18 protein-coding genes and 1 pseudogene are annotated in these 12,527 nt (G+C 32.8%); 7 read left to right on the plus strand and 12 right to left on the minus strand.

Going from position 1 to position 12,527, the window contains the following annotated elements; all coding sequences use genetic code 11:
• Positions 1 to 10 precede the first annotated feature (10 nt).
• Positions 11 to 214 carry a helix-turn-helix domain-containing protein gene (locus tag ACU8YW_RS21130; protein WP_000163953.1) on the minus strand — a complete coding sequence of 68 codons (204 nt, stop codon included), beginning with the start codon at positions 212 to 214 and terminating at the stop codon, positions 11 to 13.
• Between the two features lie 168 nt (positions 215 to 382).
• On the opposite strand from ACU8YW_RS21130, the gene ACU8YW_RS21135 reads away from it, so the two are divergent.
• Positions 383 to 745, plus strand: coding sequence for a helix-turn-helix domain-containing protein (locus tag ACU8YW_RS21135; RefSeq protein ID WP_000427703.1), 363 nt, complete (start codon positions 383 to 385; stop codon positions 743 to 745).
• Between the two features lie 26 nt (positions 746 to 771).
• On the opposite strand, the gene ACU8YW_RS21140 is transcribed toward ACU8YW_RS21135, so the two are convergent.
• The 3 genes from ACU8YW_RS21140 to ACU8YW_RS21150 all read right to left on the minus strand — a co-directional run bounded on the left by ACU8YW_RS21140 (position 772) and on the right by ACU8YW_RS21150 (position 2,441).
• Positions 772 to 957: a hypothetical protein gene (locus tag ACU8YW_RS21140; RefSeq protein WP_000650298.1), complete on the minus strand. Its 186-nt coding sequence runs from the start codon at positions 955 to 957 to the stop codon at positions 772 to 774.
• Between the two features lie 103 nt (positions 958 to 1,060).
• The gene (locus ACU8YW_RS21145) at positions 1,061 to 1,204 is read right to left on the minus strand and encodes a hypothetical protein (RefSeq protein ID WP_426933884.1); all 144 of its coding nucleotides are present in this window, start codon (positions 1,202 to 1,204) and stop codon (positions 1,061 to 1,063) included.
• Positions 1,205 to 1,241: 37 nt separating this feature from the next.
• Entirely contained in the window at positions 1,242 to 2,441 is a 1,200-nt protein-coding gene (locus ACU8YW_RS21150; RefSeq protein ID WP_426933885.1) for an AimR family lysis-lysogeny pheromone receptor, read from the minus strand.
• 490 nt (positions 2,442 to 2,931) lie between these two features.
• On the opposite strand from ACU8YW_RS21150, the gene relB reads away from it, so the two are divergent.
• Entirely contained in the window at positions 2,932 to 3,276 is a 345-nt protein-coding gene (gene relB / locus ACU8YW_RS21155) for a type II toxin-antitoxin system RelB family anti-toxin (RefSeq protein ID WP_426933886.1), read from the plus strand.
• Positions 3,277 to 3,406: 130 nt separating this feature from the next.
• Here the strand turns inward: relB and ACU8YW_RS21160 are convergent, their stop codons facing one another.
• Positions 3,407 to 3,868, minus strand: a complete 462-nt coding sequence (locus ACU8YW_RS21160; protein ID WP_426933887.1) for a DUF4429 domain-containing protein — start codon at positions 3,866 to 3,868, stop codon at positions 3,407 to 3,409.
• A 265-nt stretch (positions 3,869 to 4,133) separates the two neighbouring features.
• On the opposite strand from ACU8YW_RS21160, the gene ACU8YW_RS21165 reads away from it, so the two are divergent.
• A complete protein-coding gene (locus tag ACU8YW_RS21165) occupies positions 4,134 to 5,303 on the plus strand; it encodes a site-specific integrase (RefSeq protein ID WP_426933888.1) in 1,170 nt (389 codons plus the stop codon).
• A gap of 142 nt (positions 5,304 to 5,445) precedes the next feature.
• On the opposite strand, the pseudogene ACU8YW_RS21170 reads toward ACU8YW_RS21165, so the two are convergent.
• From ACU8YW_RS21170 to comGA, 6 genes and pseudogenes are all read right to left on the minus strand, one after another.
• Positions 5,446 to 5,634, minus strand: a pseudogene (locus tag ACU8YW_RS21170) (pilus assembly FimT family protein); the annotation flags it as partial.
• The gene (locus tag ACU8YW_RS21175) at positions 5,604 to 5,906 is read right to left on the minus strand and encodes a competence protein ComG (protein WP_097889617.1); all 303 of its coding nucleotides are present in this window, start codon (positions 5,904 to 5,906) and stop codon (positions 5,604 to 5,606) included. The pseudogene ACU8YW_RS21170 and the gene ACU8YW_RS21175, both read right to left, overlap by 31 nt.
• On the minus strand, positions 5,899 to 6,354 hold the full coding sequence (gene comGD, locus ACU8YW_RS21180; protein ID WP_000810391.1) for a comG operon protein ComGD: 456 nt from the start codon (positions 6,352 to 6,354) through the stop codon (positions 5,899 to 5,901). The genes ACU8YW_RS21175 and comGD overlap by 8 nt, the downstream gene beginning before the upstream one ends.
• Positions 6,351 to 6,650 carry a competence type IV pilus major pilin ComGC gene (gene comGC, locus ACU8YW_RS21185; protein ID WP_088064405.1) on the minus strand — a complete coding sequence of 100 codons (300 nt, stop codon included), beginning with the start codon at positions 6,648 to 6,650 and terminating at the stop codon, positions 6,351 to 6,353. The genes comGD and comGC overlap by 4 nt, the downstream gene beginning before the upstream one ends.
• Before the next feature lie 11 nt (positions 6,651 to 6,661).
• Positions 6,662 to 7,693 (minus strand): competence type IV pilus assembly protein ComGB, encoded by a 1,032-nt coding sequence (comGB, locus tag ACU8YW_RS21190; protein ID WP_137010973.1) that lies wholly within the window; start codon positions 7,691 to 7,693, stop codon positions 6,662 to 6,664.
• Positions 7,686 to 8,729: a competence protein ComGA gene (comGA, locus tag ACU8YW_RS21195; protein ID WP_088064407.1), complete on the minus strand. Its 1,044-nt coding sequence runs from the start codon at positions 8,727 to 8,729 to the stop codon at positions 7,686 to 7,688. The genes comGB and comGA overlap by 8 nt, the downstream gene beginning before the upstream one ends.
• A 205-nt stretch (positions 8,730 to 8,934) precedes the next feature.
• On the opposite strand from comGA, the gene ACU8YW_RS21200 reads away from it, so the two are divergent.
• The 3 genes from ACU8YW_RS21200 to ACU8YW_RS21210 all read left to right on the plus strand — a co-directional run bounded on the left by ACU8YW_RS21200 (position 8,935) and on the right by ACU8YW_RS21210 (position 11,499).
• Positions 8,935 to 9,630 (plus strand): helix-turn-helix transcriptional regulator, encoded by a 696-nt coding sequence (locus ACU8YW_RS21200; protein WP_262719691.1) that lies wholly within the window; start codon positions 8,935 to 8,937, stop codon positions 9,628 to 9,630.
• A 125-nt stretch (positions 9,631 to 9,755) separates the two neighbouring features.
• Positions 9,756 to 9,998, plus strand: coding sequence for a DUF2626 domain-containing protein (locus ACU8YW_RS21205; RefSeq protein WP_000440719.1), 243 nt, complete (start codon positions 9,756 to 9,758; stop codon positions 9,996 to 9,998).
• Positions 9,999 to 10,104: 106 nt separating this feature from the next.
• Positions 10,105 to 11,499: an L-cystine transporter gene (locus ACU8YW_RS21210; RefSeq protein ID WP_048562307.1), complete on the plus strand. Its 1,395-nt coding sequence runs from the start codon at positions 10,105 to 10,107 to the stop codon at positions 11,497 to 11,499.
• A 216-nt stretch (positions 11,500 to 11,715) separates the two neighbouring features.
• Here the strand turns inward: ACU8YW_RS21210 and ACU8YW_RS21215 are convergent, their stop codons facing one another.
• Positions 11,716 to 11,931 carry a DUF3912 family protein gene (locus ACU8YW_RS21215; protein ID WP_001008334.1) on the minus strand — a complete coding sequence of 72 codons (216 nt, stop codon included), beginning with the start codon at positions 11,929 to 11,931 and terminating at the stop codon, positions 11,716 to 11,718.
• Between the two features lie 253 nt (positions 11,932 to 12,184).
• Between ACU8YW_RS21215 and ACU8YW_RS21220 the strand changes: the two genes are divergently transcribed.
• Positions 12,185 to 12,496, plus strand: a complete 312-nt coding sequence (locus ACU8YW_RS21220) for a hypothetical protein (RefSeq protein ID WP_001093232.1) — start codon at positions 12,185 to 12,187, stop codon at positions 12,494 to 12,496.
• Positions 12,497 to 12,527 lie beyond the last annotated feature (31 nt).

A 12,527-nucleotide genomic window follows, 5' to 3' on the forward strand; every position in this document is an offset into this window, starting at 1 on the left:
CAACCTATAGTTAACTTTGTTCTAACAGTTCATCAGTTGTCACATTATATAATGTTGATAACTTTCCTAATTTTTCTAAACTCGGCTGCCTTTTACCTTGTTCCATATAACAATAACCACTTTTGGAACAACTTAGGTATTCTGCTACAAATTGCTGTGTGTAACCGAGTGATATCCTTAATTCTTTAGCACGATCTGTATTAAGTTTCGTCATTAGCATCACCCTTGTTTCTTTCGATGTCTTCATAATACCAAGTTGTTAACTACAAGTCAACAACATTTCATAAAAAAATCAAATTCAAAAACTAAGTTGTCTTAGAGTCAACTTTTCTGTTATATTTTATGTATGAGGTAATACTAAGGTAATAAAAAGGGGAACGTTATGGAGAATATAATTGGGAAAAGAATAAAAGAGATAAGAATGTCAATCGGGTATACACAGCAACAATTTGCAGATAGTGTAGATATCAGTAAACCGATGGTATCCTATATCGAATCAGGTAAAAAGACTCCATCCAGAGAAACTGTTTCTAAAATTTCTAATTTGGCAAATGTATCAACTGACTACATTATGGGCTTATCTGATAATAAAACTAACGAAAAATCTTCGGCTTCAGACGTTATGTTAGAACTAAAGTATTATATAGATCGCATGGAAACATTCGATGATGAAACGAAAGAATTCGCTATTAAAAAAATAAAAGCATTAATTTCTGGATTAGATATAGAAGACAATAAATATTAAGGATGATTGATAGCTATTGCTAACAATCATCCTTTTTTCTTTAGCATATTCATTTCACATTCATCTAAAATGTTATCTATTTCCTTTAAAATTAAAGTTGCTTGTTCATCCCCATTTTTAACCATGTCAATTAATGATTGAATTCCTCTTTTGCAATCCTCCATTTTAAATCCCCCATCCTCTTTCTCTATGTTAGATTGTGAACATTTCACATTCTTCCTCTTTTTGTTTTTTTTAGCAAAAACAGAAAATCCCTATAACGCACGAAATGCGACCATCTTTTTCAAGATAATCGCATTTCCATTAGTATATATCTTACCAGCCTACGCCAGGATCAGACATCATAACTATATTTTCTTTTGGTGCCACCGTCGGCTTTTCGTCTTTATCCGCAATAGGAGAAAATATTAATGCTCCAGCTACTGCTAAAGTTGAAATAACAGCTAAAATCTTTTTCACTAGACCTCACCTCTCATAAGTATATTATACCATTTATTCAAATAAGCCCCAACTCTTTTTTGGCGAATCTAGCATAAAATAGCGAGTTTTTTTCTTCGAATTTCCTTAGTCCTTGTTTGATGATTTCTCGATCATTCTTTGCCATTCCAAGATAGACTAATTGAAATGCTGATAGTCCGCCGTTCCTCTTTTCGATACTTTTTAATATTTCAATCGCTCGTTCTAAATTCCCTATTCTCACTTCATAAAACGCTCGTTCTCCATCTTCCATGATTCCAAGTGTATCTAAATCACGTTTATGGTAAATTTTCAGGAACTGCACTGTTTTTAAAATCGCTTGTTTCTTCCTAAGAATTTCAGGATTAATATTGTCCTTTAAAATTTCTAATGCCTCATTAAAGAACATCAATGATTTTTTATAATCATCAAATATAAAAGATTCGGCTTTTAGCCAAAGAGCTCTAGCTTTGTTAATTAAAAGATGTGGTTCGTTTTCGCATAAACTAATAACATCATCACATATCCTTCTAACTTCACAAAGTTCATCACTTGTTAGTCTAATAGATGCCAAACCTTCCTTGATACGAACATTGTGACACTTTTTTATAAACTTATTTTTAATTTTGAACACTTTTTTTTCTAATTTTGTCATGCGTTTCGTTAATAACCTATAATCTCCCAATTTATAAGAGGTATAACAAAGTAAAATATTCATTAATATTTGCATTTCTGGATTTTGATTTTTTTCTTTCATTTCTTCAAGCATTTCGTGATAATCTAATATCTTGATTTCTTTTTTTGATTCAAGGCATATTAAGTCATATACATCTGCCCATTTCACATTTTCTTCTGTATTTGAATTCTTTTCTCGATCCACCAAAGTTTTTAGCAAATCAAATTCGCCTCTCAGCGATAAATATTCCATAGCTTCACGAGCGTTTTCAGGTTTTGCTACATCTAAATACATTTCTAATAGATTCCGCCTAGTACTATGGTTTTCGTATAAAAGAACCAAAGTTTTAGCCAAATAACAAAGACTGATTTCTCTTTCTCCTCGAAATACATAAGATACACCACTAACGCTAATTCCCCACAATTTAGATAACTGTGTGTAAGTGATTTTTTGAGATGCCAACTCTGTATCTAATATACTAATTAGTTTTTTTAAAGTTGTTGTTTTTTTCTTTTTCAACAAAGTCTCGTTTTCTTCTTTACTGATTGTTAAAGTATTAATCACAATCTTTGTCCTCCCTTTGGACAAAAAAGACACGTAAACCCCATTTTATTACATATAAAGGAAAACGCGCCACTATTAATCTAAGATGTGTTATAATTATGTAAGAGATCCGCGACAATGTTCCCTAGGATGGTAGGGGGCAGTGTAAGAGTGCGTCCAACACTACTTACACCGTGGGTCTTTTTTTACGTCCGTTTATTTTATTATTATCATAATATCACATTTTTCCCAAAATTCAGTCGTGTAGTTATCAGATAACTATTGAGAAAGTTGAAAAAGTGCTACATATCAACGTATCTCAAATTAAATAAAAATAAATATGCAATTATGCATTTAACGGATGAAGACCTCTTATGCATATTTTACTACGAAACCGAACTTTTGTTCTGTTTTGTTTTAAATTTAAAACATATTTACTATCAATATAACATAAATGACAATAAATCTATCATTTATAGTATATCAATATGTCTATAATTATACTTGTACTATGAAAACATTTAGTGAAACTTTAAAAACGTTAAGAAAAAGTCGTTCGTTAAGGCAAGAAGATTTAGCTCATGAACTAAACCTTAGTAGAAGCCAAATAAACAATTACGAAAATGGTTTTTCTGAGCCGGATCTTACTACATTATTTCGCCTCGCTTCCTATTTCAATGTAACACTAGATGTGCTTACAGGTCGCGTTGATAATTCGGATGATGAAATGTTACATAATACCTTGATTGGTGTTCAGAAAACATATGGGGTGTTATCTGAAACTCAAAGAAAAAATTTCTGTAAGCAACTAGATTATTATGTACGTTTCCTTGGTGAGAATAATGAAATACTATGATTTGATTTCATAATAAAAGAAATCATTTCCAATTTCAAATTGCTCAAATTTCTTCTTTTTACAATTTGAGCAAGAGAGCTATTTTGCTCTCTTGAATTCAAAAATAAAAAGCACTCTTATGAGTGCTTTTTTAAATGCCTAATACTTGTTTCTTCTTAGCTTGAAACTCTTCGTCCGTAATAATACCTTGATCTAATAATTCTTTGTATTTTAAGATTTCATCAGCTCCACTTATTGTTGCTGCCACTTGCGAATTATTCTTTTTAGCTAGAAAAGTTTCTATGTATTCTTTAATTTCATCAGCCATTTTTTGTTCCTTTTTTACAAACATAACTGTATTTTCATCTTGAGTTGCTGCAAACACACCTTTTTTACTTTCTTGACTTCCCATGAAAATGAATTGTATATAACCACTTGTAAATCCAGCCTTTTTAACTTGAATGCCTGTTAAGTTATTAATATCAATAGTTTTCTCCCCATCCAAACCATGATTCATAAAGTTAACAAAACCTTTTCTCTTTATACGGATAAAGTTACCATCAATAGTAATAATAGACTTCCCAGAACCTTTAAATTCGAACGTTTTATTCACACTTTCATCCCCTATAAAAATATATATTAGTTCATAAACATTATAACTCAAATCATAAACTTTGGCTTTCTAAATAGTAATATATATCCAGAAAACTGGTTTCTATTTCCTTCTAACTTTTAGAACATATAAATATTACAGTCTGTACGTTTTACAATTAGATTTCCTTTTACGCTAATTAGGTTGTCGTGGTATTATTCTAATTAAGTTTGAGAGTGACATATCCCAGATCAAGTGTTATGTCACGATATAAAGGAGGATTTTTATGGCGACTTTCAGAAAGCGGGGCAAAAAATGGGAATATCGAATCCGATATGTCGATAAAACTACTGGTAAAAAACGAGAAATAAGTAAAGGTGGATTTGATTCAAAAAAAGAAGCTACCTTTCATGCTAATGAACGAGAGCGTCAATTGTTCCATGGAATGGCTGCTGACAGCAAAAAAACTCTATTAAGTGAATATCTAATTGAGTGGCTAGAGACTTATAAAAAAGGAAAAGTGGGGCAAAGCACTTATATTCTCCATAAAAACAATATTAACAATCACATAATCCCGTATTTTAAAAACATCAAATTAGCGGATATGAATAAAATCGAATACCAAAAATTTATTAATCACCTTATAAACAAAGGTTATTCCAAACGAACAGTAGAAATTGTTAATTCAACAATGTCAAATGCGATAAAACGCGCTATTGATTTAGAAATGGTTTACAAGGATTTCACAAACAGGATTCTAATTGCTGCAGATCGTTTCAACCAACATTCTATAAAAGAAAATTATCTAACAAAAGAACAAGTATCGAAATTACTAAATACGGCCCACAAAGACAAAATGATATATTATGTATTATTTTATACTTTAGTAGAAACTGGTATGCGTAAAGGCGAAGCGACAGCATTAGAGTGGGACACAAATATTGATTTAGATAACAAAATGATTCACATCGATAGAACTATAAATTATCACGCTTATACTCCTACAGGACAGAAGAATAGTAAAGACCTAATAGGTAAAACAAAAACCTATGATTCTGTGCGTTCAATTACTATTTCAGATAGACTTGTCTCTGTACTAAAAACATTTAAAACTTATCAAAATGAGCGCAAGCTAAAACTCGGTGCTAGGTATGATAAGACTTTTGATTTTGTATTTACAACTACAGGTAAACCAATACCAAAATCAACATTGAAAAATGTTTTAGACCGCATTCTAAAAAATGCAGAATTACCTCAAATCAGTGTTCATGGATTAAGACATACTCATGCTGTTCTTCTTTTAGAAGCTGGAGTAGAAATGAAATATATCCAAGAAAGATTGGGGCATAAAAGTATCGAAATTACTTCTAACATTTATTCGCATGTCACACCTAAAATAATAGAAAATGAACAAAGTAAATATGAGGCTTATGTGGGGCAAGAATTTATTTTTTAGAAAAAGCGGGGCAAAAGCGGGGCAAATCAGTTTCCAAAAAAAGATTACCCCTCCCTAAACAACTGAAAACGAACCCGCAAAACCCTTATGCACCAGTGCATGTAGTGTTTAATTCAATTACAATCAAGACAAGGAAAATAATTAATTGTATCTGTCCTATAAACACATCCCATTCCCAATTATTTAATCCTTTTGATTGGTTGTTTTCTATTCCAATAAAATTTAAACGTGGCAAGAGTAAAAAGAACAGTGATAACAGAAAAAAACATACGATCATTTCTATTAATGTAAACCCAACTTCTAATTTATTTTTTCTCCTGCATAAAAGCATTGTTCCATCATTCTTCCTTTCACATCTTTCCACATAGCACAAACTTCATTTCCTCCCCAATATGTGTAATATACATTTCCGTTTACGACTTTTTCTTGCGGTCGTTTCGCCCCATTCTCATACATATATAAAGCTGCTTCCCTTTTTAATAATACAAATGCTTTATAACGAATTTGTATGTTTTTTCGTTCTTGCATAACGAATACTGTTTGCGGAAGTAGTAAAGATACTGCCATCATTACTATACTTAATGCTACAAGCATCTCAGCCATCACTGACCCTTTTTGACATTTCACGATACGTAAATCTCCCTCTCCCAAGCTGAAATACAATCTCATATTTATAACTTCGATACGAAAGTAAAATAGTGCCACCTCTATTAATATTTCCACTCGGATTATATGTCATCGGATTTGGAAAAGTATTCAAATCAATTTGTATATCGCTATCATATTCTCTTTTAATGATAGTAAGATTCTCACTTAGCTCCCCTATATAATACGTATGTCTATCTTTATACCATCGTAATGTATAGTGTTTTTGACGGTTTATCGCTAATTGTTGCATATACAAAATATCGTTTGAAAACTGTCTTAAAAATTGTTCCACTTTTTGTTTTTCATGTAATGAATGTACGTTAAAATACGTGACCATACTTAGTACAGAAATTGCAAATAGAACGAGTAGCATTTCTAACAGAGTAAAACCTTTTTGTTTCACAGTTTCCCAGTTGTTACTGTGCCATCATTTGAAATATGAATGGCTTCACCATTCGGACACTCATCAGCTGTAATATATTTTTCATCCCTTAGCTCTTTTAGCGAGGGAATTTTATTATGTTGTAAATGGTATGCTTGTATTTGAGCTTCTATAGATTTCACATAGGCTTTACATCCTTTTCCTTCGACGGATGAACGCTGTGTAACTACATTCGGAATAATTAATAGTAATAGTACAGTTATGACGACCATAACTAATAACATTTCTAAAAGGGTAAACCCTTCTTCATTCTGCATGTAAATGCCTCCTAAATAGAATTCATCATTTGAAACATTGGCATAATCATCGCTAAATACATAAGAACGACTATTCCTCCAATACACGTAAATAAAATTGGTTGAATGATCACTAACATACGTTTAACTTTTTGCTCCATCTTTTCCATAATAAGATCGCTATAGTCACCTAATTCAAGCGCCAAATTACCGTTTGCTTGTCCATGCGTAATAATATAAGAAAGTTCTTCCTCATAATATCCGCTTTTAGCAATAATAGATTGCAACGGTTCTCCTGCAATTAATTGGCGTTCAATTCGACCCGCTTCATATTGAAAGAACGGATGATAATTTTGCTCCATCATTATTGTTAGGGCCTCAAGTACTGATAGTCCACCTTGTAATAAACCGCTCAATTGAGTGGCGAAATAATGTGAATGCTTTAAAATAAGAAATGTTTTTACGAGGGGGATACGAAGCATAATTTTTACCTGCTTCATATGCGGGAGTTTCCGAAAGTAAAACATATATACACTACATCCAATCATAATGATAAAAATAGTGCTAAAAATAAGGCTGGGTAGCAGCTTAATTGCACTTAATATTTGTTCTGTAAGTAACGGTGCTGTAGAACCGAATGAACTATATACCATGTCAACCTGCGGTAATAAAATGCGGTTAAAAACAAAAATCATGATTATTAAAAAGAACGCCAAAAACATAGGATACTGCATTATTTTCATCATATCTTTCCTATACTTATCCTTTTTATAAAGAAGTGCGCTCCCTTGTTGCAACGCAAAAGAAATATCACCATGTTGCTCAGCATAAAATAAATAACTTAACACCTCCTGATGAAACATTAATTGATGAAAAGAATCATGTAGACTTTTTCCATCTTTTAATCCATCAATCATGCGCTGCAATTGTACTTTCTTTTCTAAAGGTAATTGAAACTGTAAAAATTCTAATGCCTGCAAAAGGGAGTATCCTTTTTCTAATAGTTCTCCTAATCGTTTCAGCAATACTACTTGATCACTTAAACTCCATATTTTCTTAAACATACACATCCTCTTCTAAAAATCCTAAAGCGTATCCTTTTCGTATCGAAGATTCTAATGTTTCGTGCTTGTACGTGACACACTCCCCGTTTGCTTCTTTAATTGCTTGTTTTAACTCATATCCATATAACAACTCATAAATACTCGCTTGTCTTACCTGCCTCATTGATTTACATAAAGTTGAGCACTTTCTTTGGCAAAACGGACATTTCAATTCGACAAGTCGCTGTGCAGCTATAGCCAATAAAGATTGTTCAATCTCTTGCCTCGTTATACCGAAATCCATAAATCGGAGTATCGCCCCTTTCGCATCACTAGTATGCAGTGTCGTCATTACTAAATGTCCAGTCAAACTTGCTCTTATAGCGATTTTCGCTGTTTCTTCATCACGAATTTCACCGACTAAAATAATATCTGGATCATGACGTAAAATGGCCTTTAGTCCCGCCTCATATGTGATACCTGCTTTTTCATTTATTTGAATTTGTAATACATCGTCATTTCTTTTTTCAACTGGATCTTCAAGTGTAACGATGCGACGTGTTTTCTTTTTTTTAATTACCTCTAATAATGCATACATTGTTGTTGTCTTCCCCGAACCAGTCGGTCCAGTAAATACGAGTAACCCATGTGAATAGTGTAAAAAAGAGAGTAGTTTTTTCACTGTACTTGGAAATAACGAAAGATGAGATAACGGCTGAATAGATGCTTGTAAATGAAGACGAATAACGAGACTTTCTTGGTATACGGTTGGAAGCGTGGAAAGGCGTAAATACACTTCTTGTCCATCCATTTGTAAATACAGTGAACCATTTTGTGGCTTCCGTCTCTCCCCTATATCCATGGATGCTAAAAATTTAAAGTGTGAAACAAGTTTTTCTCCAAATTCCTTTTCGATACAGTGTTTCGTCATTAAATCTTTTCCTATACGCAGTTGAACCGCTACATCCTTCTTCCGGGGCACAATATGTAAATCCGAAGCTTGTACCCTGCACGCCTCTTTCAAAATCGTATTCGCAAAAATTTCAATTCCATTCATCATTTTTCCCTCCCCACTATGTATATAGCATGAAAAAATTCATAAGAAAAATCGGTATTTTTGTATTTTCAATAGAGGAAAAAGGAAAAATATGTTTGTGAAATTATGAACAATTTCCGAATTATTGTCTGAAATTACCTATATGGAAGTTTATCTGTATTATAATGTTATTATCTTGGATAAAGTGATAAAGGTGGAGATCCTCATGGAACAAGCTTTAAAAATTACAGGCGTATTATCTGACCCAACTCGTTATTACATTTATAAATATATTTCTCAAAAACATAGTTACGTAACTGTACAAGAAATTGCAGATGAGTTTGACATTCATCCAAACGTAGCACGTTTACATTTATCTAAATTAGAAGATGTTCATATGCTGAAATCGGAAACGAAGAAAACTGGAAAAGGCGGAAGACCAAGTAGATTATATGTATTATCTGAAGATGTGATTCAATTACAATTTCCATTCCGCGATTATCAATTGTTAGCAAGAATAGCATTTAATTCTTTACTTAGCCTTGGCGCCGCTGGTGAAAAAGCGCTATACGAAACGGGAAAACAATTCGGGGCCGAGTTAATGCAACAACATATGCAGCATTTACATGTGAACGAAGATGCTTTAACAGTAGAGCAAAAAGTCCAAATTGCAAAAGAAGCTTTCTCAACAGCTGGTTTATCACCTGCATTTGAATTAAGTGCAGATGGAACGAAAATTTTCTATGATGTGCACAATTGTCCATTTAAAGAAGTTGCTGTTCATCACCCAACTGAAATTTGTAATATGCACGGAGATATGATGAAAGGGATTTTTGAAATCCTATTCCCTAACACGGAATTAACTCGAAACGATAGTCTACTAGATGGATGTAAATCTTGTAATTATAAACTAACAATTTAATTTCTCATATAAAAAGAAGCCAATTATAATTGGCTTCTTTTTATATGAATGAATATTTACAATAGTAAGAAAAATAAACTATAATGAGGAGAGGTTTACTTTTTTTAGAAAAGGAGGGAGATGGCATGGAGCGCATGTTTCGCGTTCTCGGCTTTTGGACTGGAATTTTCTCGGTTATGTTTTACGTAGGGGATATGCAACAGGCCGCACTACTATTTTTAGGACAAACAGGTTTCTTCGTACTTTTAAGCTATTTAAATTTAACAGAGCGTATGTATATATACGTATTCGGGGCATATTTAACTGTTTTCTTCATAGGATTTACATACTACACGACGTTTTTACTTGTCCCTGGAGCTGGACATTAAAGATGGCATTTTGCCATCTTTTTTTTAATTCCGCAATTCCCTAGTTGACTTATAGGTTTTATTACCTTATATTCTATATAACAGATTGGAATTAGGGGGAATCAACATGAATACACTGCTTGTCGGAATTAACGTTGCAGTCATGCTCATCTTAGTTGGCGTATTATATTATATGCAACGTAAGCATGTATCTTTTAATAAACGTGTATTTACTGCTTTAGGAGTCGGAATTATATTCGGTCTTATATTACAATTTATTTATGAGCCAACTTCTAAAGTAATTATTGAATCAAATACTTGGTTTAGCTTGATCGGTAACGGTTATGTGAAATTACTTCAAATGATCGTTATGCCACTTATTTTAGTATCTATTATTTCAGCCTTTACAAAATTACAGTTAACGAAAAACCTTGGTAAAATTAGTGGTCTTATTATCGGAATTTTAATTCTTACTACAGGAATCGCTGCAGCTGTCGGTATCGCCGCAAGTGCAGGATTTGATGTATCTGCAACAGGCCTGCAACAAGGTGATGCAGAATCTGCTCGTCTGAAACTAGTTGAAGAAAGATTTACTTCTATTGAAAAAACAACAATTCCAGATAAATTATTAGAGCTGTTACCTACAAATCCGTTTCTTGATTTAACAGGAGCTCGTCCAACATCAACAATTTCTGTTGTAATATTTGCAGCCTTTATCGGTATCGCCTTTATAGGTGTAAAACGAAAATATCCAGAACAAGCAGAACTATTTAAGAAAATGCTTGATGCTGTATATGCAATCGTAATGCGTATGGTAACATTAATTTTACGTCTTACTCCATACGGCGTATTAGCTCTTATGGCAAAAACAGTTGCTGGTAGCGACATTAATGCTATTTTAAAACTTGGTAACTTCGTGTTAGCGTCTTACGTGGCACTTATCGTAATGTTCGTTATCCACTTATTATTAATTGCTCTATCTGGTTTAAATCCAATTCAATATTTAAAAAAGGTGTTCCCTGTATTAACATTTGCATTCACATCTCGCTCTAGTGCTGGTGCAATGCCATTAAATATTGAAGCGCAAAAAGAAAAGCTTGGTATTTCCGAAGGGATTGCAAACTTCGCAGCATCATTTGGAGTATCTATCGGACAAAACGGTTGCGCAGGTATTTATCCAGCAATGCTTGCAATGATGGTCGCTCCAACTGTAGGAATCGATCCATTACAACCACAATTTATTTTAACTTTAATCGCTGTCGTTGCGATTAGCTCATTCGGTGTTGCCGGTGTTGGTGGTGGTGCAACATTCGCAGCGTTAATCGTACTATCTACAATGAACTTACCAATCGGTATTGTCGCTCTTGTTATCTCAGTTGAACCATTAATCGATATGGGTCGTACAGCTCTTAACGTAAGTGGTTCTATGACAGCAGGTCTTATTTCTAGTAAATGGCTTGGTGAATTAGATCAAGATACGTACAATCAAGATGATACAAAAACTGGTGAAATTGCTTCATAATAAAAAGGACGCTAACAAAAACTGTTAGCGTCCTTTTTTAGTTCTTTTCATCTTCCTCTTTGTCTTTTATACATAAGGCATAACATATTGTTTCAAACACTATGTAAAATCTCGTTCTTTATACTTCATTTCTATCTCCTTACACATAGAAAAAGAGAATACAATAACATATTCTCTTTTCTCAAATATACTTCATTATCTCACAGCCCGTCCTTTTCACAAATAACCATTTTGTTCGCACCATTTATGAAATTGTCCTACGTCTACTCCAACTAACACGATATCCTTTAGCTCTACATCAATGATTTGTTCTCCAATTACAATAGCAAACTGCGATTCTAATTTTGTCTCGCTGTTCTTTACAATTCCAATTCGGTTCCGATGCGGTCCATCTTTTATATATGCTTTTTGTCCTACAATATCAAAGTTCAAGTCTCTCACCTCTTTTATTGCGCTTAAATTTGAAATACGAACTCAAATTCGGAAATTTTCCTTTCCTTGCACTATTTCTCTATATATATGACGAAACAATAAAAGAGTCCTCCCTTCTTTACAATTATTTTTTCTTTGTTTCATTTTTGTGATTGAAACGTAAAGTTTATAATAAAATACACTTGGAAGCGCTTTCTATGTAATTTTTTATGTTATAATATATAAGTAGAACTTCGCAAAGAGGGTTAAAAAAATGAATACAAAAATGATTAAAAAAGTAATTGACGCATTAAAAGTATATGGCTTTCAGAATGTATCATTCTGTGACAAAACGAAACAATTTTTATTTCATAACGAAATGGATATTATGAGCGGCTATGCAGAAATAACATATAGTAGTCAATTTGAAAAATTCAACGTACAAATTCATCCGATTGAAACACATCACCAAGCAGAGTTACAAGAGGTTGAAAGACATATACAGGCCTGTATAAGAAAAGTGGAATATTTAAACGCACTTCTTAGCGGACAAACAAAACTAGATGACAAAATTATTATAATGTAAAAAAAAGAACGTGAGAATATCACGTTCTTTT

The sequence above is a fragment of the Bacillus pretiosus genome (assembly GCF_052947655.1).

Bases quoted from the DNA above. Each gene is read 5' to 3' on its own strand.
- ACU8YW_RS21205 (WP_000440719.1), top strand. From the start codon at position 9,756: ATGGAGCGCATGTTTCGCGTTCTCGGCTTTTGGACTGGAATTTTCTCG.
- ACU8YW_RS21220 (WP_001093232.1), top strand. From the start codon at position 12,185: ATGAATACAAAAATGATTAAAAAAGTAATTGACGCATTAAAAGTATAT.
- ACU8YW_RS21135 (WP_000427703.1), top strand. From the start codon at position 383: ATGGAGAATATAATTGGGAAAAGAATAAAAGAGATAAGAATGTCAATC.
- comGC (WP_088064405.1), bottom strand. From the start codon at position 6,650: ATGCAGAATGAAGAAGGGTTTACCCTTTTAGAAATGTTATTAGTTATG.
- ACU8YW_RS21130 (WP_000163953.1), bottom strand. From the start codon at position 214: ATGACGAAACTTAATACAGATCGTGCTAAAGAATTAAGGATATCACTC.
- relB (WP_426933886.1), top strand. From the start codon at position 2,932: ATGAAAACATTTAGTGAAACTTTAAAAACGTTAAGAAAAAGTCGTTCG.
- ACU8YW_RS21210 (WP_048562307.1), top strand. From the start codon at position 10,105: ATGAATACACTGCTTGTCGGAATTAACGTTGCAGTCATGCTCATCTTA.
- comGA (WP_088064407.1), bottom strand. From the start codon at position 8,729: ATGAATGGAATTGAAATTTTTGCGAATACGATTTTGAAAGAGGCGTGC.
- ACU8YW_RS21175 (WP_097889617.1), bottom strand. From the start codon at position 5,906: ATGGCTGAGATGCTTGTAGCATTAAGTATAGTAATGATGGCAGTATCT.
- ACU8YW_RS21165 (WP_426933888.1), top strand. From the start codon at position 4,134: ATGGCGACTTTCAGAAAGCGGGGCAAAAAATGGGAATATCGAATCCGA.
- ACU8YW_RS21200 (WP_262719691.1), top strand. From the start codon at position 8,935: ATGGAACAAGCTTTAAAAATTACAGGCGTATTATCTGACCCAACTCGT.
- comGB (WP_137010973.1), bottom strand. From the start codon at position 7,693: ATGTTTAAGAAAATATGGAGTTTAAGTGATCAAGTAGTATTGCTGAAA.